This is a genomic window from Clostridium sp. Marseille-Q5894, assembly GCF_946902305.1.
Lineage (GTDB): Bacteria > Bacillota_I > Bacilli_A > Erysipelotrichales > Coprobacillaceae > Thomasclavelia.
Genome location: NZ_CAMPPT010000006.1, coordinates 61,263 through 84,267 on the forward strand (window position 1 = coordinate 61,263; position 23,005 = coordinate 84,267).

Below are 23,005 nucleotides of genomic sequence, written 5' to 3' on the forward strand. Positions count from 1 at the left end.
TAAGATACTATCTTAAGTTGACTTCACTTCATTAATCTTCTTTTCGTTTGCTTACTAAAACCGTAACCATACTTATTAATCCTAATCCCGCAAATACTCCAGTTAAAGTATCATCACCTGTTTTAATACTTACTGTTGAATCTCCAACTTTGACTGGATTACCTGCTTCAATTACTTCTAATCCGGCCATTGCCTTAGTTAAAGTATCTTTAGCATTATCAACCTGCTCTTGACTTGCTTCAGAATTATTTAACACTGCCTGTACATTGTTTAATGTTTCTTGTAATACATTCCATGATTCAGCACTATAACTTGCTGCATTTAAGCTGTTTGCTTTATTGATCAACTCTTGTAATAGATCCTTATTTGGAATCAATCTTAAGTTTAAGTATGCTCTTATCAATGCCTCATATGCTGCATCTACTTCTATTTGTGTCGCATCTGGATCTTCTAATACTACTATTGCATCATTTAATGCTTCATTCATTACTTCCCATGATGCTACTGTATAATTTGCCTCATTTAATCCATTTACTTTATTGATCAAAGCACTTAGTAAATCCTTATTTGGTTTTAATCTTAAGTCTAAGAAAGCTTTTACCAATTCTATATACGCTTCATCTATTTCTTCCTGCATTGCATTCTCGTTACCTAGTACATCATTTGCTTTATCTAACGCTGATAACATTGCATTCCATCTAGATTCAATGTATTTATCTGCTTCTAAACCATTGATCATATCTACTTGTTTTTGTAATGCTGTTTTATCACCTTTAAAGAATTCTAACATATGCATAGCATTCGCTAGTCGATCGAAAGCGTTATTTACTTCAACTTGTGTAGCTTTAGTATTATCATATACTTCTTTAGCATTTTCTAAAGCCTCATTAAATTCTGTTACTACAACTGGTAAGACATATTCTAAATTTACATCTTCAGCCATTTCAATAGCAATTTGTAAAGCTAATTTATCTGTTTCAATTACTTTTTCAACTAAAGCTTCTATAGCTGCATTTAAATTTGCTGCTGCAATATCAATTTCTTCTTGAGTCACATCTTCTTTAGCTACAACAATTTTTGCATTTGTTAAAGCATTTTGCATTACAGTCCAGCTTTCTGTCGTATAATCAGCTTCGTTTAAATTTTCAGCAACAATGATTGCCTCATTCAATCCTGCTTTATCTAAAATTTCGACATATACGATTTCAAATTTATCAAGCTGTGGTGATCTGCCTGCTGGTCCTGTAAACACTAATATTCCCTTACCAGCTTCTTTTACATTTAAGTCAAATTCTGCAATATGTGTTGCTGCTGTACTGCTAGCTCCAGCTGACACACTGCCACTTTCTATTTTTCCGCTTTCTTCTGACCATGCTAAAGCATTTGTCGTTGATCCACTTCGATAATATGCTTTTACATGATATATTCCAGCTTTTATCGCATTGTAATGATATTTAACGACATCACCTTGATTGATAGCATCAATAAATTTTCCATTACTTGCCCATGAACCTTCAGTAACGACACAAGGCCAGCCATTATCATTGCTTGGATCGTTGATGATCTCGCTTGCATATTCAGCTTCAAGAACTATCGTATCGTTTCCTTCAGGGAAAACAAATGGATTATTCTCTGTATATTTACTAAATACAAATATTACTTCAATTTTAGCGTTTGCACCAATATTTTCAAAAGTATAAGAATCAACTATACCGACAGATTTGCCATCTACAAGAACATCTTTGATTTCATATCCTTCATCAGCAATAATATTATATGTTTTACTATCACCTTCAGTAACCTCAGTTATACCTTCGTCACTAATTGTACCACCAGCACTGGCAATTGCTTCAATATTATATGTACTCAATTCAATATCACCAGGCGTAAAAACTAATTTATCAAGCTGTGGTGATCTGCCCGCTGGTCCTGTAAATACTAATACCCCATTACCAGCTTCTTTTACATTTAAGTCAAATTCTGCAATATGCGTTGCTGCTGTACTGCTAGCTCCAGCTGACACACTGCCACTTTCTATTTTTCCGCTTTCTTCTGACCACGCTAAAGCATTTGTCGTTGATCCACTTCGATAATATGCTTTTACATGATATATTCCAGCTTTTATCGCATTATAATTATATTTAACGACATCACCATGATTGATAGCATCAATAAATTTTCCATTACTTGCCCATGAACCTTCAGTAACGACACAAGGCCAGCCATTATCATTGCTTGGATCATTGATGATCTCACTTGCAAATTCAGCTTCAAGTACTGCTGATGTCTCTTTTTGCCAAGGGAAAACAAAAGGATCTTCTTGAGTATATTTTTCTCTTTTAACTAATCCATTTTCAGCAATTCTTAGATCCTCAATTGCTTTTTCAATTTCAGAAATAGCAGCATCTGATTTTTCAGCAATTTCTTGTGCATATATCAATGCAGCTTTAAACTGTACCCAACCTGATATATACCAGTCTTCAATCTTTTGTTTTCCTGATTCAAGAAGCATATTCAATGTTTCTAAAGAACTCGTTTCAGTATCTTTAATAGTAATATTTGCTTTATCATTAAATCCTAAAATCAAACCACTACTTGGTTCTGTTAATTCGACACTAAATACTCGATCACCTGTTGCATTAGTATTTCTTCTTGTTTCTACAGGAGCATAAGTTTCATTAACACCATCTTCCATTACGATATTAGTAATCAGTTCAGTATTAAAATCATCTTGAATCGCACTTCCTGGATTAGGTTGTAATTTTGCAGTTATTGTCCCTTTGTTGCCACCAACCCGAACTATTTTAACATTGATTCTCTCATTTTCATTCATTGTATAACTAGATTCTTCTAATCCAATCATACCTTTGCCACCATTGTTAATAACATATGCAGCTTCGATTCCAATCGCTTTTGAATCTACACTTAATGTTAAAGTATGTTCGCCATCTTCTAAATCTTTTGAAGCATAAATTATTTGTCCAGTTGCCCGTGAACTAGCATTTGTATCTATTTTTTCTGCTTCACCACCATCTATTGTAATAGTAGCAGTACCATGATTTGGATCCTTTGTACCCATCAGATAAACTTTGCTGCCTGTAAATGTAAGGGTTAAGGATGCCCCCGCATTAGCATAACGGTTTGTCCCATTAATACAAGTTGTAATATTTTCTTTATACCATGTACCATTAAATGTATAACCCATTCCATCTGAAATATCAGTATCCTCAATATCAATAACATCCATTCCTTCAGGAGCCATACCCGCTAGCTCAAATCCTTCGCTAGCTTTATATACACCTACTTCACTGATGATCGGCACCGCATCGCTTTTGTTTGTATCGACTGTAATTCGAATCTGATCAGCTCTTACAGTTGCTGTCCGGACTAATCTTTTAGCTCCGATCGTTTCCCCTTCATCCATGACTTTCCATTCGCTATTTTCGCCATTACGATATTCAACTTTATATTCATTGATACTTTGACCAAACTGAATGGCTTCTTCGATAGAAACAACATCAAATGATTTTGTTGAACCTAAATCTATTAACAGAGTACCTTCTTGTATCCCATCATCAACCGTCCAATATGTTTCATCATTTCCATCAATGACATTTCCTGGACCATAGGTAATGTCGTCACCACGCACACTTGAGGCTTTTACTGAGGCATTTGTTGAAGCTGCTAAATTATTATTAAATGTTTCTTCAATATTTTTCCCAAATTCAGCTAATCTATCTAATATTGCCTGATCAACTGTTCCATCTGAGTTTGGTGGTACATTTAATAACAATGGTGCATTATGACCAACTGAATTAAAATACATATTTCCTAAATCGGCAAGACTTTTAGGGGTATTCTTTCTTGTCCCCCAGAACCATCCTGATGTAATCCGCGCATCAGCTTCAGGTACTGTCCATTTATTGCCATTTTCATATCCCAATGAATAACTTCCCTGGACATTATCATCACATGTATCAGCTTCGATATCAACATTTGATTTTGACCAGGTATTTTTTGAAGCAAAACCATTTTCATTTCCAATCCAGCGAACTGTCGTATTAGCACCACATTGGAAAATCATGCATTCACTATCAAAGCCAGCTTCTAATCCTTCTTGTGTTTGAATCGTCTCATACCAACGTTTAAAATCATATTTTTGGGCATTGGCACCACTTCCTTTAGCGCCATCCATCCAAATTTCTGTAAAATGACCATTATTACCATATTTATCATTTCCTAAAATTTCATTTAACTGATTTACATAATAGTCATTATAATCTAACACATCATTTTCTTCAGTTGTCGCATTACCATTTTCATCATAATAACCATAACTAGAATCATGAATATCCCATGGTGATAAATACAATCCCATATCAATATCATATTTTGTACAAACTGCTGAAATTTCTGCCAAGATATCACCGTTACCATTTTTATAGCTTGTATTTGCAACATCATAATCTGTATATTGACTATTCCAAATACAAAAACCGTCATGATGTTTAGCAGTTACAATGATCTTCTTAAATCCAGCATCTTTAAATGCTTTTACCAATGTCTCGGCATCAAAATCATTTTCTAATTTAAATATTTCGTCTGGGGTTTTATTCCCATAATTTTCTCCCCATTCAATTTCATTGAAAGTATTAGGTCCAAAGTGAACAAAACCTGCTAATTCTTCTTTTTGATAACGATACTGCTCATTTGTCGGAGTAACTCCCCAAGGTTCTGGAGCTGCCACCTGCATAGTTGATAAATCACTATCACTAATATAACTTTCAGCTGCATTTATATGGTTTATTCCCGGTACCAGAGTCATGATCATCGTTAGTGATAACGCTATTTTACTTAACTTCATCATTTTTATCCTTTCATTTAATATTCTTTTCCCATAATTATCTTTTTAATTAAAATTCGTCTTATTATTTTATTTATCGCCTCCTCGTTTTAAATTCTATTTATTAACAAAACCGTTTTACTTAAACACAATAAAAATAGTATATTACTTGATCATGTGATGTAAACGGTTTCATAAATTTATCGTATCTTATTTATATAAAAACGTATTTAGTTTTTTAAATATATTTTTTGTCTTTTTTAATTTAATAATAAAAAATGATGATAACTAATTCACATAATAGTTTCATCATTTAATTTATCTATATTCTACTTAAGATCCTTAGTCCCATATTTAAGATGATACAGTGCTTCCAATACCTCAAAAATATACGTAATAGAAAACTTACCAATCAAAGACTGGTGATCTGTTCCTACTTGTAAAATCATATCTACTGAATTACTATATACAAACTCATCTAATTGCGTTATTACAATTTTATAAGCTGGAGATTTAGAAATCGCACGCATCACATCAGGATGATCGATCATAAAACCACCAGCAATACTCGATACAATAATCACATCATTTTTCGTTAACTGTTCAATTACTAAAAGCTGCTGCGATAAAGGATACATCCCGCTACATTCTTTTCCTAAATAAGAAAGTTCGATCTGTAGCTGCATGGAAACAGACTGCGTAAAAAAATTGCCTGCGAAACAAATTTTATTAGCACTATGGATCTTATCAACAATAAACTCTAGATCTTCATAATCGATATTATCGTAAGTTGCTCGTAAATTATCAATGATATTTTCAAAGTGTGCTTTAAATACTTCTTTACCTTTATGTAAATATTTCCGCTGCGGTAATTGATGATCAAACTGCAGTCTTAGAGCATCACGATTAAAATAATTAAGATTCATTGTAATATCCAATTTAAAATCAGCAAAAGATTCATAGTTAAGTTTTCGACATAATCTAGAAATCGTCGCTGTTGAAACAAAACAAAAATCAGCAACATCAGTTATCGTACTTTGAGGAATCAAATAAATATTCCGTAAGATCATCCTTGCGGCATTTGCATAAACGTCATTAATATTAGCTGTATTAATAAAATTAACTAAATTATAAAAAGCACTTCGCATCACTTATCCTCCCTTATGAATCACTGTAATTTGACCATCATTCAAACATAAACAATTTAATTGTCCAACTGTTCCACAAGCTAAACCACCATCAATTCCAATCTTATTATGATGAACTTCATCAAGCCAGATATTAAAACTATAATCCTTATTTAATAATGCCGTTGGTGTATGTCCAAAAATATAAATTTTAGTCAAATCACCACGTTGTAAATAAAATCCTTCCCTGATCCAAAGCAAAGTATCTAGATCCTGCTTATCTAAAGGACGTTTTACGTCAATTCCTGCATGGACTAAAACATAACTTTGATTATTAACTTCTATTTCTAAATATTCTGGTAAATTGTTTAAATATTCATATAAATTCTTTAAAAATGCACTTCTAACCACCCGATAATCCTCATGTTTTAATTTATCTTTTTGAAGATACTCGCGAATATTCTCCATCGTTGTATTTCCGCCATTAGCAATCCACAATTTAAAGGCTTTTGAAGGATAATCAATATCATCATAATAAACCCCATAATACAATGCCTCTTGCATCATATATTCATGATTTCCTTTAATTAAAATTATATTATCATGTTCTTGAATATAAAATAAGATCTTTAAACTATCTGGTCCTCGATCACATACATCACCAATTATATATAATAAATCAAATTCACTAAATGAGATTTTTTCTAATAATTTAATAAACAAATCATAATAACCATGTAGATCACTTATGACATAAACACGTCTCATTATTTCACCACCCACAAATATAATAACATAAACAAAGCCAAAATTTTTGATTATTTTCTTATCTTATCAGATATAACCACATTTATAACCACATTTTTAGCTCTTTTAACATTTTCCCTAATTATAATTTTGATCATAAACCCATTTGCTTTTTATACATAAAATCTTATCCCTTTATAGCTAGTCAGCTCAATAAGAGTCTTTTATCATAAGCATATCAAAATATTAGCATACTCAAAATCCTTTTTCACGAGATTTATTCCAATTTCAAACTTATCATTTTTACCTAAGATTTATCTTTTTATAAAAATAAACGAAGCATTGCTTCGTTTACTCTTTTCCTAAAGTTGCAACCATTACTGCTTTAATTGTATGCATTCTATTTTCAGCTTCATCAAAAACAACTGAATTAGCACTTCTAAATACTTCATCTTCTACTTCACGAATATCAATACCTTGTTCATATTTTTCTTTTGCCACAGTCGTTTCAAAATCATGGAACGAAGGTAAACAATGCATAAATAAAGTTTTTGGATTACCTGTTTTAGCCATCATCTCTTGTGTTACTTTATATGGTGATAAAAGCTTTACTCGTTTTGGATAAAGCTCTTCGGCTTCCCCCATTGATACCCAAATATCAGTATAGATGACATCAGCATCTTTAACAGCTTCATCAACATTGCTAGTAATTGTTAAACTTCCACCAGATTTAGCTGCCTCTTCCTTGCAATAAGCAACTACTTCAGGATCCATTTTTAATTCATCTGGTCCTAAAGCCACAAAATGCATTCCCATTTTAGCAGCTCCATACATTAAACCATAACAAACATTATTACGGATATCACCTGTAAAGACAAACTTCACTTCATTTAAAGGTTTGTCTAAATGTTCTTCGATCGTTAAAAAGTCTGCCAATGTTTGGGTTGGATGATCAACATCTGTTAAGCCATTCCATACTGGTACGCCAGAATAATCACGCAATGCTTCTACAGTACTTTGTTCAAAACCTCTAAATTCAATTCCATCATACATTCTTCCTAATACTTTAGCTGTATCTTCAATTGATTCTTTTTTTCCCATTTGTGAGTTAGATAAAAAAGTTACGTGTCCACCTTCATCTAATGCTGCTACTTCAAAAGCACATCTAGTTCTTGTTGATGTTTTTTCAAATAACAAAACAATATTTTTTCCGGCTAGACGATTACCTAAAATTCCTTTTTTCTTGTCTGCTTTTAATTTGTGAGCAAGATCCAGCAAATATCTTATTTCTTCTTTTGAGTAGTCTTTAAGTGTTAAAAAACTTCTTCCGTGTAGATTCATTTCTAATTCCCCCTTTATTCTATAGATTTTAACAAAAACAAAAGCAATAATCAACTAATTGATTACTGCCGGTTTTTCTTCCTTTTCAAACATTTCTTTAATATTGTCTTTAGATTGAATTATTAATTCTCGAACTTGTTTTAATGTTTCATCAGTTACTAAAATATCAAACGCTTCTTTAGCTGAATTTGCCTCAACAGCAATCGCTAAATCTAATCGAAATAATTTCTTTTCGTCCATGATAAAACCTCCTTCAATTTTTTAATAAGTATTTACTATATTTAGCTATTTGACTAGGATGCATCTCTATTTTTAAATAAATACTATCTTCTAAATACTGAAATTCTAGCACTAAACTATGTTGATGTAAATACTTAAATACTTCACCATCTTGATAAGGAATATTTAAATCATAAATTGCATAATCTTTAAAAAGGATACTGCTGATAACTGTTTCTAACTGATCTAATCCAATTCTCTCCTTAGCCGAAATAAACACATATGGTTCTATCGGTACAATAAAACCATATTTATTTAAATCAACTTTATTATATGCATAAATCATCGGGGTATCCTTTACTCCCAATTCATTCAATACTTGATTAGTCGTTTCAATATAAGCTTCATAATTAGGATTTGAAGTATCAACTACATGTATCAATAAATCAGCCTCAACAACTTCTTCAAGCGTTGAACGAAAAGCCTGAATCAAATGATGAGGTAAACGATCGATAAAACCAACTGTATCTGTAAGTAAACAGGCATGTTTATTTATTAACACATTACGAGTAGCTGTCTGCAAGGTTGCAAATAACATGTCCTTTTGCAATACCTGCTTGTTTTTATTAAGACAAAAAGCATTCATCAAGGTACTTTTGCCACTATTAGTATATCCAACTAAAGCAATAACTTTCATCTCATTATTCTTACGTCTTTTTCGTTGATTCTGACGCTGTTTAACAATTTTTGCTAATTGTCTTTTAGCCTGCGCTATTTGATTAGAAATAAGTCTTCGATCTAATTCTAACTGCTTTTCACCACTACCGCGAAACCCCGAACCACCTTGTTGACTATACAGATGTTCTTTCATCCCAGCTAATCGTGGTAATAAGTATTGTCCTTTAGCTATTTCTACTTGTAGCTTAGATTCTTTGCTTTTAGCTCTTACTTCAAAGATTCGCAAAATCAAATCTGTACGATCAGTTACCTCAACATCTAAAATATCTGTTAAATTTTTTACTTGTAAAGGTGATAATTCTTCATTAAAAATAACAATATCGATACCATCTAACTGTGCTTTGATTTCTTGTACTTTTCCTGTTCCAATATACAATGATGGATTGATCCTATCTAAATTCTGAATACATCTTTTAACTACCTGAATATTACACGCTTTACATAATTCTTCTAATTCAATCAATGAATTATCCAAATCATAATTCATTTCTTTATATTTAACACCTACAATTAAGGCACCCATTTTTTCACCTCATCTAATTTTACCCTATCTTATTCAATATTACTAGAAGGAAAATGTTGAAAATGAAATTTGTTGTTTATTAAAAATCAATAGTATTTAAATAATAATAGAAATGGAGGAAGACATGAAAAAGTTAAATTATTATTTTACTTTAGTTTTAGTCGCATTTATTACTTTATTTTCCTTTTTTAATATGTTTCAAATTGTTTCTCTTTCTAATAATGTGATTAAAATAGTTATTAATAATCTCCTTCCCTCGCTTTTACCTTTTATGATTTTAATATCACTATGCTTATCACTTGGTCTACTAAATTTATTTAGTTATTTAATTCAATGGATATTCAAACCATTATTTAAATTATCACCGATCATGTCTTCAATATACTTTATTTCTTTCTTTTGCGGTTACCCGACAAATGTTAAAATGATCAAAGAAGCTTATGAACTAAACTACATTAATCAAAATGAATTACAGCATCTACTCTCCATTGCCTCTTTTGCATCAATTTCTTTTATCTTTGTATCATTAAATTTAGAAAATCCCGCAATTATTTATTTTTGCCATTTACTTCCTAGTATTATTAAAGCCCTATTTTATCATCAACATTATCAGTTCCAAACTCTTCAAGAATCACTTACTAAATTAAAACAACCCCATTTGAACTTTGTTGAAGCCTTAAAGCAAAGTATTCTTAGCTCCTGTTATGCTTTTATTTTTATTTTAGGTTACATGTTAGTTTTTCAATTTATTGGTTATGCTTTATCACATATTATTAAAGACAGTTTTATAAACGCTATTATTCAAGGTATTCTTGAATTTAGTTCTGGCAGTTTACAGTTATTAGAATTTAAGCATACACCGCTTGTTTATAGTTTAATATGTTTTAATTTATCTTTTAGTGGCATTAGTGTAATGATGCAAACAGATAATTTATTGTATGGCATCGAATATAGTTTTAAAGAATATTTTATTGCCCGTTTATATCATGGTATTTTTTCATTTATGATCTGTTTAGTTTTATATACATTTATTTTATGATATTTATTGATTTAGTCTTATTAAGAATAATTATCATTAGTGTTGACTGTTTTAAAATAATATAATATTATAATAGTAACCATTACTATTATAAAAAGGAGTAAGCATATGACAAAAACCAGATATTCAAAACAACGGGAACTTATATATGAAAATCTAAAAGCCAGATGTGATCATCCGACTGCCGAAACAATTTATACAGAATTAAAAAAAGATAATCCTGGTTTAAGTTTAGGAACAGTGTATCGTAATTTGAATTTTTTAGCGGAAGCTAAATTAATAAGGAAATTGGATGTGGGTCAAACTACTGTACACTTTGATGCTGATCTTTCAGCGCACCATCATTTTATTTGTAAAGAATGTCAACAAGTATTTGATATTATTTATGATGATGAACGTATTAGTAATGATGTACAAAAGGAAACTGAACATCAAATTGAAAAAATCGACCTTGTTTTCAGTGGAACTTGTAAAAATTGTTTAAAAACTAAAAATTAAAAGACTTATGGAGGAAAACAAATTATGACACTTAAAGGAACAAAAACAGCAAACAACTTAATGCATGCTTTTGCTGGCGAAAGTCAAGCACGCAATCGTTACACTTATTATGCATCAATCGCTAAAAAAGAAGGATACGTACAAATTCAAAATATTTTCTTAGAAACTGCTAACCAGGAAAAAGAACATGCCAAAAGATTAATGAAATTAATGAATAAAGATTTTGCTGGTGAAAGTTTATATACAGATGGCAGCTTCCCTGTATTACTTGGAAATACTGCTGAAAATTTAAAAGCTGCGGCAGCTGGTGAAAATGAAGAATACACTGAAATGTATCCAAGCTTTGCTAAAACAGCACGTGAAGAAGGATTTGAAGATATTGCAGCTATTTTAGACAGCATCGCAATTGCTGAAAAACATCATGAAGAAAGATATTTAAAATTATTGGCAGCTTTAGAAAATGGTACAACATTTAAAAGAGAAACACCTGTAGTTTGGAAATGTAATAACTGCGGATTTGTTTATGAAGGTTTAGAAGCACCTGAAAGATGTCCAGCATGTGATCATCCTCAAGCTCATTTTGAAGTAAATACTTTCTTTTTAGGATAAAAGCCTTGCTATCAAGGCTTTTTATTTTGAAAAATATAATTCGATACTAAATTCAATTATTTCTAGTAATTCCTTGATTTTATTCATTGCTATCACCTCGTATTTTTAGCATACACCTGTAATAAATGAAAAACCATCGAAGTAAATTACATAATCTTACAATTTTGTCATTTATCATGTTATAATGTCCAAATGGAGGTGTATGAATGAAATTAATATTTGTCTGGTTGATCAATAACATCATCATCCTGCCTTTTAAAATAATAAATGCCATCATTAAAGTTATTTATCACATTATTAAAAATATTTATTTTAATAATTTTGATCTTGAATATATCAATAATCTTGATGGCTACCAATTCGAATCTTTTACTAAACTACTATTAGAAAAAAATAGTTTTAAAAATGTATCAATATCAAAAAGCAGCAATGATTATGGTATTGATGTCATTGCTACAAAAAATAATTATACTTATGCAATTCAATGCAAACGTTATAATAAACCTGTTGGAATCAAGGCTATCCAGGAAGCTATAAGCGGCTGTACATATTATAATTGTGATATTCCCGTAGTTTTTACTAATAACACATTTTCTAAAGCAGCCATAAATCTCGCTAAAAATAATGAAGTAGAGCTATGGGATCATGAAACGTTATGTTATTTTTTGAAAAAATCTAAATTACTAACTAAATCATTACCATTCTATTATCCTCTTATTTCATTATTGATAACCCTTTTATTGTTTTATGGAACAATAAAAAAAGAATCTTTTTTGATTCCTTTACTAATTAGTTTATTTTTCTTTATTAGCATTATCATTAAAATTATCAAAGATAAAACAAAGGCTTCGTTAAAAACAAAGCCTAAATATCTCATCCATGATTACCACGATACTATAGATTAGTATCGTTTATTATTTGCTTTTGTTTATACTTATAAAAAAGTAAACAAAATAGTGCCAGCATAATAACAATTACAACGATCAAGATAAAACAGTGCATAAAAAACGTTTCGGGTAAAATCTTAATTACCGGATCGCTTCGATAATCAAATATCCAAAAATCATTTCTAAATACTATTTTATGAAATATGACAAAAGCACGATCAAAATCTAATGCTACCACAAATCCTAACATCGCCGGAATGATGATCGTCAACATCCCTGTCAATTTAAAAAAGCGATACTCTTTTTCCTTTAAACGCCTAATCATCATCAAAATAGCTATTGAGCCACTGATAATCATTGTAATTTGAATCACTTCAAAAATAACTTTAACTTCTTGAAAATGAATTTTTCCACTAGCTGACATCGTAAAATCAGGTAAGCTTAAAGCCCCCTGATAAAAAATAGACTGGTAATTGATCAAAATATCATAATTTTCTTTGATCACCTTTTCACTCATACCACTGAGAGTATCAATATGCAAATAATCAATATCAAAATAATATAACTGTTTAAAAAAGACTGTAAAGACTATTGCTAATGTAATAATAAAAAGCATTAACATGATTGATAAAAAAATATCTTTTTTACTATAACTCATATAAAAAGTCTTCTCCCTTTTGAACCTCTACTTTAGAAAGATCGGGATAATTTTGCTGTCTTAAAACTTCATATATACAAATAGCCGCACAATTTGATAAATTCAAACTTCTAACTTTATCACTCATTGGGATTCTTAAACAACGCTCTAAATGCTTAGTCAAGATTTCCTTAGGGATTCCATCATGTTCATGACCAAAAAATAAGTAGTGCTCTTTGCTGTTATCACTAAAGTCCTGATCAGTGAAACATATATTTGAATAACGGGTAAAAAAATGATATTCACCAGGGTTATTTTGTTCAAACTCTTCATAACTGTCATAAACATGTAGATCTAGATCTTTAACATAATCCAAACCAGCCCGTTTCATTTTTTTATCATCTAAATCAAAGCTCATTGGTTTAATGATATGAAGACTAGTGTTTGTAGCAACACAAGTTCGCATGATATTTCCCGTATTTTGAGGAATTGCGGGATGTACTAAAACAATATGATTCATTATAATATCTCCTTTAAAATTGTATATAACTTTTTTAAAGCTTTTGCACGATGTGAGTGTTTATTTTTTTCTTCCATTGACATCATCGCAGAAGTCATCTTACAAGGAGGGAAATAGAAAATTGGGTCATAACCAAAACCATTTTCACCTTCTATTTTATCATTGATCATTCCTTCCATTGTCTCTTCGATTAAAATCGGTTCTTGACCAGGAATCACTAAAGCCATTGCACAAACAAAACGAGCTTTACGATCTTTATCTTTAACAGCATCGATAATATATTGATTTTTTATCTCGTAACTAGTATCGGCACCTAAAAAACGAGCTGAATATATTCCCGGCTGTTTATCTAAAGCATCAACTTCTAAACCACTGTCATCAGCTAAGACTGGTTTATTTACGATCTTGGCAATCGTACTCGCTTTGATCAAGGCATTTTCTTTAAAAGTTGTGCCATTTTCTTCAATTTCAATATCATCATCTAAAACATCATTCATTGCTAATACTTCAATATCGATATCTTTCAACATTGCTCTAATTTCTTTGATTTTTCCTTGATTTGTTGAAGCAACGATTAACTCTTTCATTCTTTTACCTCGATTCCTAAAACTTCTTTAACTTTGTTGATTGGCATATCCTGCCCCGTCCAAATTTTAAAAGACTCCGCACCCTGATACAATAACATCAATTCTCCATTCATTATTTCACAGCCTTTATTCTTAGCCATTTGCAGCATTTTTGTAACTGCTGGCTGATATATAATATCAGCTACTTTTAAACTGGGAACAAAATATGATTCATCAGGAACAACTGATCGATCAAGCATCGGTTCCATTCCTACTCCGGTAGTATTAATAAACAAATAGCTATCATGCATATCTTGTTTTAAGGCATTTAAATCACTTAATGATTTAAATGTAATCTTACAATTAGTTTCTTCGATCGTATTATTGATGATTTCTATAAATTCAGGCCGTTGACTACGATTATAAATAACGATCTCTTTTGCTCCATCCATAGCCATTTGAACCATGATCGCAGTAGCAGCGCCACCAGCTCCAACCATTGTAATTTTGTTATTTTTAATTGACCAGTTTTGTTCTTCCAAGCTTTTAATAAAGCCAACACCATCAGTAATAGTACCGTAATATTTATCATCTTCTAATTTAATTGTATTAACAGCATTACATAATCTCGATACTGTTGAAATATTATCTAAATAAGGAATGATCGTCTGCTTATGTGGCATCGAGACATTCGCCCCTTTTACTTTTAAAGCTTTTAAACCTTTAACAGCTGCTTCGAGCACTTCACTTTTAATATCGAACGCTAAATAAACGCTATCGATATTTAATTCTTTAAAAGCACAATTATGCATCGCTGGTGATTTAGAATGATGAGCTGGACTCGCAATAAAAGCATATAAACTAGTTGTTGCACTTATTTTTGATTTCATGATATTCCTCCGTATTTTGTGGTTATTATAGCATATCTGTAATTAAGTTTGCAGTTTTAGAAAAAAATATATTTTATTTTTTTTATCTATTATAATATAAATTATCAGAAAGGGGAAATTAATGTATGTCTAATTATGAATTGATTGCTTTGGATATGGATGGCACATTACTAAATAGTCAAAAAAAGATTTCAAAACCAACTATCGCAGCAATAAAAAAAGCAACATCCTTAAATAAGTATGTTGTTTTATCAACAGGAAGAGGTTTAGCTGAATTAAAAGATTATGAAAATGAAATTTGTGATATCCAATATGGAGTTTTAGAAAGTGGAGCTTTAGTCTATGATTTAAAAAATAGAAAAATAATTCACCAGGAATATATACCATTTAATATAGTTGATAAAATAATGGCGGTAGCTAGTCAAAGTGATATAATGGTTCATCTTTTTAATAATGGTTCTTCCATTGTTTCTAAAAAGAATCTTAGCGAAATGGCAAGATATCATATGGGAATATATCAACCAATGTTTCAACGAGTTACTACAATTGTCGATGATATTTATAGCTTTTCTAAAGATAAAATGATTGAAAAAATCAATCTTTATCATCTAAACGAAGAAGCACGCAAAAAAAGTTATCAATTATTAAAAGATCTGCCGCTTACATTCGCATTAGCTGAAACAACATCTTTAGAAATTTCGCCTTTAAATGTTACTAAAGCAAGTGGATTAATTAAATTATGTGATTATTTAGATCTTAAATTAGATGAAACTATTGCTGTAGGTGATGCTAATAATGATTATGATGTTTTAAAAACAGCAGGCTTAGCAGTTGCAATGCAAAATGCCAATGATGAGATTAAAGAAATTTGTGATGTTATTGTAAGTGATAATAATCATGATGGCTGTAAAGAAGCAATTGAAAATTATTTGATTCGATAAAAGGTTTTTACTAAGATCAGTAAAAACCTTTTTTAAACATTATAAATAATATTGTTGATAATAGTGGACTCTAAGCAGATCACAAATCGTCATGATCTGATAATTAAAATCAATTCCATCAAACTTACCTGGAACCTGGATTACATAATCTGCAATTTTATGTTTTCCAAAAGCATAATTCTTATTTTGAGTTATAAGAATCGATGTCGCTAAATCAACATCTTCTTCCTTTTGGATTTGCATAAAAGAATTCATCGCCCGTCCAGTAGCCGAGATAAAAATTATTACATCTTCTTGATCAAATTTAATATTTTGATCAAAACTATGATATTGAATTACTGGTTTACCAAAACTAACTAAATCAGTTTGAAATTCAACCGCAATCGACATTGGATATAAAGCCCCAATCAAAATAACTCTTTTTGCTTTAAAAATTGCTTCACAAATAATTGAAATATACTCTTTCATAGTTTCATTCGAACATGATTTTTCCATTCCCGCAATTAATTTTTCACTACTTACACCTAACATCCGTGCCCGAATTTGATCCAAACGAATCATATGATCTCTAATTAAACGCGCTTTAAACTTCTCATAATTATTAAATCCTAGTAAATCGCAAAAGCTTAAAACATCTGCTTCGCTAATACCGCTTTTTTCAATCACTTCACTAAAAGTCATATCTTCTAATTCTAAATAATTATAAATAACAAATTTACAAAAACGATAATGCTGATCATATATCAATGTCCCATTTAAATATGTTAATATTCTACTCAATAATAAATTCATAATCTTCCTCCCATTATAGCTCACCTTTTTTTATCACAAAAACTTCCATCGTATTTAAGCACATACAATTTAACTGTCCATTTTCAAACGGCCCCAAACCACCATCGATCCCAATCTTATCTTTAAAAACCGGATCATACCAAACATCAAAACACTCACCATTTTGATGGATATAACATGTTGGCGTATGACCAAAAATAATGATCTTATCATCCAGTCCTTTGGACATAAAAAAATATTCTCGCATCCAGGCACATTCTTCTTCTGTTTGTTCATATAAACCTTTTTCAGGATTAATTCCCGCATGAATTAAAACATAATCCTGATCATTACAATTAATTTCAATAAACGACGGACAACTATCTATATATTCAATCATCATTTTATAAAAAGCCGCTTTTAAAACTTTATAATCATATTCATCAAAAGCCTTTTTATGTAAGTATTGATGATAACTTGTACAAGTTTTATTACCACCATTTTGAAACCACATTCTTCTTTGTGAAGAAGCAGGATCATCAACTTTAAAAGCATCGCGCATCATAATTTCATGATTTCCTTTAATCAAATGAATATTTTTAAATTTTTGAATATATAAATATATCTTTAAACTGTCAGGTCCCCGGTCACAACAATCACCTAAAATATACAATACATCATCTTGACAAAATTTTATTTTTTCCAACATTTTAATAAATATGTCATAGTGACCATGCAGATCTGAAAGGACATAAATATTTTTAGGCATACTATCACCCCTTCTTATCTTAAGTTTATCATTATTCTAATCTTTTTTAAACTCCATCTTTTTATCTTTTAAGATTAAAAATAATCCAAATTTTAAAACTAAGTTCTTGAAATTTCTAAACACTTTCAAAATAAGATAATTGTAAGACAAACATGGAACAAAGTTGAGACAAAAAAACATATCTACCATGATAAAATATAAGCAGGTAGCTGCCTGCTGTTTTAATGGAAGGAGGAAACGTATGGTTAACATATTCCAGCGGGCTTATATTAAAAATAGTAGAGTTTCCAATTATGGAATACCTAATAATATTATTTCTAATTTTATATCTAATTAATTCTAAACGGATTTAATTAGAATAATAGCCCGTAAAACAGCGAAAAGGAAGAGTCGCACCTCTTCCTTTTCTTTTAGAATACCTAATTTACAAGTATATTTTACTCAATTATAAAAAAAAATCAAGAAATTTTATCATTTTATTTACTTTATATTCTTATATCCCATCGATAATTGATTATCTTACTACTAAAAAATCTCCAGTTAACCTGAAGATTTATTTCTTTGGTTTTATCATCATATATAGCGGGAATCCTAATAATATTCCCCCACCAACAATATTACCTAACGTTGCAATCAACATATGTAAAGGTAATAATGACCAGTCAAAACTTGTTCCTAATCCTGTTATTCCTAATGTAAAATATCCCATATTAGCAATACTATGTTCAAAACCTGGTAAAACAAACGCCATTACAACAATCATCATAATAATTGTTTTTGCTGTATCATCCTGCATCTTCATTCCAACATATGCCCCAACACAGACGATAAAATTACATAAAACACCTTTAATAAATAATTCTAATACATCAAATGTTAACTTACCACTAACAATGCTTTCAATATAAGTAACAAATAAATCATGATTGCTGCCACTTTTAACAAATAAAAAACAAATTAGTGCAATACCAATAAAATTCCCGATATAGCAAATGATCCACATAGGAATGATCTGGGTAAATTTTAACTTTTTACCATATACTGGTATCATCGTTGTAAAACAATTTCCTGTGAATAACTCAGACCCCAAAATAACGATAATAACTAATCCGATTCCAAAAGATGCCGCTACAGCAATCTTAGAAGCAATTAAATTACTTTGAAACAATAACGTTCCTAAAGTAACCGATAGAACCGTCGCTAACCCTAAATAAAGACCAGCTACTATCGAACGTGCAAAAAAACGTCCTGGTTCGTCACGACACATTTCATATTTTTTTATCCCTAAATTTGATAACATTTCAAAACTCATAGAAAAGCCCTCCAAATATATATAATTATAAACCATATTTCCCCTAAATTCAACAAACCATCAATTCTTAGCTATGCTTTAAAATTATAGGCTTATATACGAAATTAAATATATCGCAATTTTAAACAATTTCCCAGGAAATACTATCTTTTTATCTTCGATTTTCTTAAAAAAAACAATTATTCATTGTTAAGAAATAATATAAAGTGTACAATATAAACATTGGAGGAGATATAATGAAAGACGGATATATACGTGTTGCTGCTGCTTCATTTGATACAAGCATTGCTAACGTAAAAAATAACAGTTTACATATTTGTGAATTAATCAATCAAGCTTATGAAAATAACACTAAAGTTTTAGTATTTCCAGAATTATGTTTGACGGGATATACTTGTGAAGATCTATTTAACCAAGATCGGTTATTAAATGAGGCTAAAAAACAATTAGCGATCATTATTGATGAAACAATCAATAAAGATATTATTGTTGTTGTTGGAATGCCTTTTCAACATCTAAATAGTTTATATAATGTAGCTGCAGTTATTCATCAGGGTAAATTATTAGGGTTAGTTCCTAAAACACATGTACCTAATTATCAAGAATTTTATGAAGCTAGACGTTTTGAACCTGCACCAGAGGAAAATACGACAATTATTTTTAATAATCAAAAAATTCCTTTTGGAAAAAACTATATTTTTGCTTCCGCAACTAATCCAGAATTTAAATTTGGAGTTGAAATTTGTGAAGATTTGTGGTTACCAAACGCTCCTAGTATTAATTTAGCTTTAAACGGTGCAACTTTAATTTTAAATCCTTCAGCTAGTAATGAAGTTACTAGTAAAAAAGATTATCGCCATTTATTAGTAAATTCACAATCAGCTCGTTTGATTTGTGGATATGTATATAGTAATGCCGGCAATGGTGAAAGTACGACTGATGTCGTATTTAGTGGTCATCATATTATCAGTGAAAATGGAACGATGATCAAAGAGAGTCATGGTTTTGATAGTGAAATCATTTATGGTGATCTTGATCTAAAAAAACTATCTAGTGAAAGACGCAAAATGACCACATTTAAATCATTAAATACTTATGAAACTATTTTCTTTGAATCAACTAATATCGATCTAGATACGACCTATTACTATGATCCTCATCCTTTTGTTCCTAGTGATTTTAGGTTAAGAGAAAAACGTTGTAAAGAAGTATTTGATATTCAAACGCGTGGTTTAATGCAAAGATTACAAGCAACCAATATTAAAAAAGCGGTAATTGGAATATCTGGTGGATTAGATTCAACATTGGCTTTGCTTGTCTGTACGATGGCATTTAAAAAGTTGAATTATGATACTAAAAATATTATTGCTATTACGATGCCATGTTTTGGAACAACATCAAGAACTAAAAATAATGCTTTAGGTTTAATGGAAGAATTAAATGTTACTAGCTACGATATCGATATTACTGAATCTGTAAGAGTTCAATTTAAAGATATCCAGCAAGATGAAAATATTCATGATGTGACATATGAAAACGTCCAGGCAAGAACAAGAACTGAGATTCTAATGAATAAAGCTAATCAAGTTGGTGGTTTAGTTATCGGAACCGGTGATTTATCAGAAGTAGCATTGGGGTGGTCTACATATAATGGTGATCATATGAGTATGTATGCTGTCAATGTTTCAGTACCAAAAACTTTAGTTCGTTATTTAGTCGATTATGTTGCTAGTTTATATCACGGTCAAAAATTGGAAACAATTTTAAAAGATGTTTTAGATACACCAGTTTCTCCTGAGCTATTGCCACAAGAAAATGACAAGATCGTACAAAAAACAGAAGATATCGTTGGTCCTTATGAATTACACGATTTCTTTATTTATCACATGGTTCGTTTTGGTGATGAACCACGTAAGCTATTTAGAAAAACTAAACTTGCATTTAAAGACAAATACAATGATGAAACGATCAAAAAATGGCTTACTAAATTTTACTGGCGCTTCTTTAGTCAACAATTTAAACGCAGCTGTATCCCTGATGGTCCTAAAGTTGGTACTGTTTCTCTATCACCACGTGGTGACTGGCGAATGCCTAGTGATGCTAATGTAAAAGAATGGATCAAAGAAATTGAAGAATTATAATCCTAAAAAGGTAGTCGTTTGTTTAAGGTTCTTACTCGCTTATGGGTAAATGAACTTATTAGACAGCACAAGAAATTGTGCTGTTTTTGTGTTCTAAAATATCAATTAGCTTAAAATCTTTATTATTCATTAAAAATGGTATGTAACATTTCCTAAAAAGATTGACTATTTTACTTCTTCCATATAAAATACGTTTGATGAGTTTGAATTTGTTGTTGTTTCCTTCAACAAATCCCGAACTATATGGATAAGATATTGCGTTCTTGATCGGGGCAATATCTTTTTCTATACCTTCTATAAATCCTTTTAATACTGATTCTCTATAATTATCAATAAACTTATCTAGCTGATCAGTATCTGCCTCCTTGATCGTGCTGTAAAACGAATCATATATTTTTTCTAGTTCAGTTATAATTGGATATCTTTCCTTGATTATTTGAATGTTTTTTTCAACTGTTTTATTTTTCTTTGTTTTCTCATTTTTAGTTGTTATGTATTTTAATATTTCATTTCTTTTTATGATGATGATATTATCTGGATATTTATACTTAATATACCACCCCATTGAAAGAGAAATACTAAAATTATTTTTTAATAAGTATACAATTCTGTTATCCAATGACTTCCACGTACCTTTATATCCTTTCATAATGACATAGCTAAAGATTATTTCTGGCTTTATTCCATCCAGGATCATTTTATAGATCATATTGATATAGTCATCTGTAGCTGTTTTTCTTTGTTTGTATTTCTTTGGACTGTCCAACAATTGAATATCCTCTTCACTCATATTTACATATTTTTTAGCTACAATATTTGATATTGAAAATTCTTTAGCTATTGTTGTGTATTTCTTTTTTTCGAGTTCCTCCCATCTTTTTTGAATGTCAATGATCATTTTCTGTTTTTTTTACGGCTTTCAGCCTGCTGTCTGTGTTGTTTATCGTTTTTATCATAACATACCGCATCAAAATCAATCATATTTCCTTCTTTATCAACTGGCATACTGTTGTCATAGTCATATTTTTCAAGTTCCTTTGAATTTGGATCGATTTTTAATGCTGGAACCTTTTGAGGTTCCTCTTCCAGTACCTTTCCATCTTTTATGAATACTGTTTCCGGTATTTCCGTTTTAAAAATATCTTTTATTCTGTCAATTAAATTTTGAAGAAGATGAAATCTGTCTGCAATCTGGATACATTCAGGTAAAACTTCACTGATTGCAGAAGCGTATGCACTTGCTCTGTCACGTGTGGCAATCTTTATTTTTTGATGATTTTTTAGCCATTCAACAACTGTTTCCTTATCTCTTCCATCTAAAAGCGCAATAAGATGATGATCTTCCATATCATATATGGCAGTTGCATAAGCCTTTCCTTTTCTCATCGCCACATCATCTATTCCAATAGACTCGACATCAGGGTCATCTTCAATAATGATCTTATCAGTCAGGCGTTTGATAGAGTCATTGCTTACATTGACCCCAAGAAGTTTCAGTACTTTACTGGCACCTTCATTGCTTAAAAAGAGAGAAACTGCAAGGATAAGACAGTTAAGCTCATATGTTCTTCTTTGAGAGGGAGAAACAAAAGGAAGATTCTGCATAATAACCTTTCTATTGCATTTGTCATTAGTACAGTCATATTTATAAGCAATCACATCAATAAAAGTTGTTTTATTTCTAACAGGATAAGCCTGAATCATTCTATGATAGGTATTATGTAAAGAACTTGTAGGAGAACCACATACAGGACATACATCATCATGAGAAGTCGCTTTCACATATATTATGATTTTATTATCTGATTCTTTCCAGTCATAGACAATGAAGTCATTACCAAAGATTTTTTCATTCAAACTGATTTCATTATATTTCATATGTATCAC

The 23,005-nt window shown here is 30.6% G+C and carries 21 protein-coding genes; 6 read left to right on the top strand and 15 right to left on the bottom strand.

The features are described from left to right. Nucleotides 1–31: 31 nt before the first annotated feature. The 6 genes from OC535_RS10055 to hflX form a co-directional block, all read right to left on the bottom strand. Nucleotides 32–4,864, bottom strand: a complete 4,833-nt coding sequence (locus OC535_RS10055) for an alpha-L-fucosidase (protein WP_498823729.1) — start codon at nucleotides 4,862–4,864, stop codon at nucleotides 32–34. Between the two features lie 308 nt (nucleotides 4,865–5,172). Further along, on the bottom strand, nucleotides 5,173–5,991 hold the full coding sequence (locus OC535_RS10060) for a MurR/RpiR family transcriptional regulator (protein ID WP_027089566.1): 819 nt from the start codon (nucleotides 5,989–5,991) through the stop codon (nucleotides 5,173–5,175). Nucleotides 5,992–5,994: 3 nt separating this feature from the next. Next, nucleotides 5,995–6,738 (bottom strand): metallophosphoesterase, encoded by a 744-nt coding sequence (locus OC535_RS10065; protein ID WP_051409448.1) that lies wholly within the window; start codon nucleotides 6,736–6,738, stop codon nucleotides 5,995–5,997. A 330-nt stretch (nucleotides 6,739–7,068) separates the two neighbouring features. Next, nucleotides 7,069–8,058, bottom strand: a complete 990-nt coding sequence (argF, locus tag OC535_RS10070) for an ornithine carbamoyltransferase (RefSeq protein ID WP_027089565.1) — start codon at nucleotides 8,056–8,058, stop codon at nucleotides 7,069–7,071. 54 nt (nucleotides 8,059–8,112) lie between these two features. Beyond that, nucleotides 8,113–8,298: a hypothetical protein gene (locus OC535_RS10075; protein WP_024721270.1), complete on the bottom strand. Its 186-nt coding sequence runs from the start codon at nucleotides 8,296–8,298 to the stop codon at nucleotides 8,113–8,115. 13 nt (nucleotides 8,299–8,311) lie between these two features. Beyond that, nucleotides 8,312–9,538, bottom strand: a complete 1,227-nt coding sequence (gene hflX, locus OC535_RS10080; protein WP_027089564.1) for a GTPase HflX — start codon at nucleotides 9,536–9,538, stop codon at nucleotides 8,312–8,314. 124 nt (nucleotides 9,539–9,662) lie between these two features. On the opposite strand from hflX, the gene OC535_RS10085 reads away from it, so the two are divergent. From OC535_RS10085 to OC535_RS10100, 4 genes are all read left to right on the top strand, one after another. After that, nucleotides 9,663–10,577, top strand: a complete 915-nt coding sequence (locus tag OC535_RS10085; RefSeq protein WP_027089563.1) for a nucleoside recognition domain-containing protein — start codon at nucleotides 9,663–9,665, stop codon at nucleotides 10,575–10,577. 108 nt (nucleotides 10,578–10,685) lie between these two features. After that, nucleotides 10,686–11,075, top strand: coding sequence for a Fur family transcriptional regulator (locus OC535_RS10090; protein WP_024721268.1), 390 nt, complete (start codon nucleotides 10,686–10,688; stop codon nucleotides 11,073–11,075). A 21-nt stretch (nucleotides 11,076–11,096) separates the two neighbouring features. Continuing rightward, nucleotides 11,097–11,684: a rubrerythrin gene (gene rbr / locus OC535_RS10095; protein WP_027089562.1), complete on the top strand. Its 588-nt coding sequence runs from the start codon at nucleotides 11,097–11,099 to the stop codon at nucleotides 11,682–11,684. A 206-nt stretch (nucleotides 11,685–11,890) separates the two neighbouring features. Continuing rightward, nucleotides 11,891–12,589, top strand: a complete 699-nt coding sequence (locus OC535_RS10100) for a restriction endonuclease (protein WP_027089561.1) — start codon at nucleotides 11,891–11,893, stop codon at nucleotides 12,587–12,589. On the opposite strand, the gene OC535_RS10105 is transcribed toward OC535_RS10100, so the two are convergent. The 4 genes from OC535_RS10105 to aroE are packed head-to-tail and all read right to left on the bottom strand — an operon-like array spanning nucleotide 12,579 to nucleotide 15,184. Beyond that, nucleotides 12,579–13,229 (bottom strand): TIGR01906 family membrane protein, encoded by a 651-nt coding sequence (locus OC535_RS10105; protein ID WP_027089560.1) that lies wholly within the window; start codon nucleotides 13,227–13,229, stop codon nucleotides 12,579–12,581. The two genes, OC535_RS10100 and OC535_RS10105, sit on opposite strands and share 11 nt — an antisense overlap. Continuing rightward, nucleotides 13,219–13,728, bottom strand: a complete 510-nt coding sequence (locus tag OC535_RS10110) for a tRNA (cytidine(34)-2'-O)-methyltransferase (protein ID WP_027089559.1) — start codon at nucleotides 13,726–13,728, stop codon at nucleotides 13,219–13,221. Before OC535_RS10110 ends, OC535_RS10105 begins: the two co-directional genes overlap by 11 nt. Beyond that, nucleotides 13,728–14,315, bottom strand: coding sequence for an RdgB/HAM1 family non-canonical purine NTP pyrophosphatase (rdgB, locus tag OC535_RS10115; protein WP_027089558.1), 588 nt, complete (start codon nucleotides 14,313–14,315; stop codon nucleotides 13,728–13,730). The genes OC535_RS10110 and rdgB overlap by 1 nt, the downstream gene beginning before the upstream one ends. Then, nucleotides 14,312–15,184, bottom strand: a complete 873-nt coding sequence (gene aroE, locus OC535_RS10120) for a shikimate dehydrogenase (protein WP_027089557.1) — start codon at nucleotides 15,182–15,184, stop codon at nucleotides 14,312–14,314. Before aroE ends, rdgB begins: the two co-directional genes overlap by 4 nt. A 125-nt stretch (nucleotides 15,185–15,309) precedes the next feature. Here aroE and OC535_RS10125 point away from each other — a divergent pair, with 125 nt between their 5' ends. Further along, entirely contained in the window at nucleotides 15,310–16,125 is an 816-nt protein-coding gene (locus OC535_RS10125) for a Cof-type HAD-IIB family hydrolase (protein WP_498823730.1), read from the top strand. Nucleotides 16,126–16,164: 39 nt separating this feature from the next. Here the strand turns inward: OC535_RS10125 and OC535_RS10130 are convergent, their stop codons facing one another. The 3 genes from OC535_RS10130 to OC535_RS10140 all read right to left on the bottom strand — a co-directional run bounded on the left by OC535_RS10130 (nucleotide 16,165) and on the right by OC535_RS10140 (nucleotide 18,977). After that, nucleotides 16,165–16,917, bottom strand: a complete 753-nt coding sequence (locus tag OC535_RS10130; protein WP_498823731.1) for a MurR/RpiR family transcriptional regulator — start codon at nucleotides 16,915–16,917, stop codon at nucleotides 16,165–16,167. A gap of 13 nt (nucleotides 16,918–16,930) precedes the next feature. Continuing rightward, entirely contained in the window at nucleotides 16,931–17,665 is a 735-nt protein-coding gene (locus tag OC535_RS10135) for a metallophosphoesterase (RefSeq protein WP_024721260.1), read from the bottom strand. Between the two features lie 553 nt (nucleotides 17,666–18,218). Then, nucleotides 18,219–18,977: a formate/nitrite transporter family protein gene (locus tag OC535_RS10140; RefSeq protein WP_024721259.1), complete on the bottom strand. Its 759-nt coding sequence runs from the start codon at nucleotides 18,975–18,977 to the stop codon at nucleotides 18,219–18,221. A gap of 236 nt (nucleotides 18,978–19,213) precedes the next feature. Between OC535_RS10140 and OC535_RS10145 the strand changes: the two genes are divergently transcribed. Next, nucleotides 19,214–21,118 carry an NAD(+) synthase gene (locus tag OC535_RS10145; RefSeq protein ID WP_498823732.1) on the top strand — a complete coding sequence of 635 codons (1,905 nt, stop codon included), beginning with the start codon at nucleotides 19,214–19,216 and terminating at the stop codon, nucleotides 21,116–21,118. A 58-nt stretch (nucleotides 21,119–21,176) separates the two neighbouring features. On the opposite strand, the gene OC535_RS10150 is transcribed toward OC535_RS10145, so the two are convergent. Together OC535_RS10150 and OC535_RS10155 are read right to left on the bottom strand one after the other, a co-directional pair. After that, nucleotides 21,177–22,016 carry a transposase gene (locus OC535_RS10150; protein ID WP_498823495.1) on the bottom strand — a complete coding sequence of 280 codons (840 nt, stop codon included), beginning with the start codon at nucleotides 22,014–22,016 and terminating at the stop codon, nucleotides 21,177–21,179. Beyond that, nucleotides 22,013–22,996, bottom strand: a complete 984-nt coding sequence (locus OC535_RS10155; protein WP_498823494.1) for an ISL3 family transposase — start codon at nucleotides 22,994–22,996, stop codon at nucleotides 22,013–22,015. Before OC535_RS10155 ends, OC535_RS10150 begins: the two co-directional genes overlap by 4 nt. Nucleotides 22,997–23,005 lie beyond the last annotated feature (9 nt).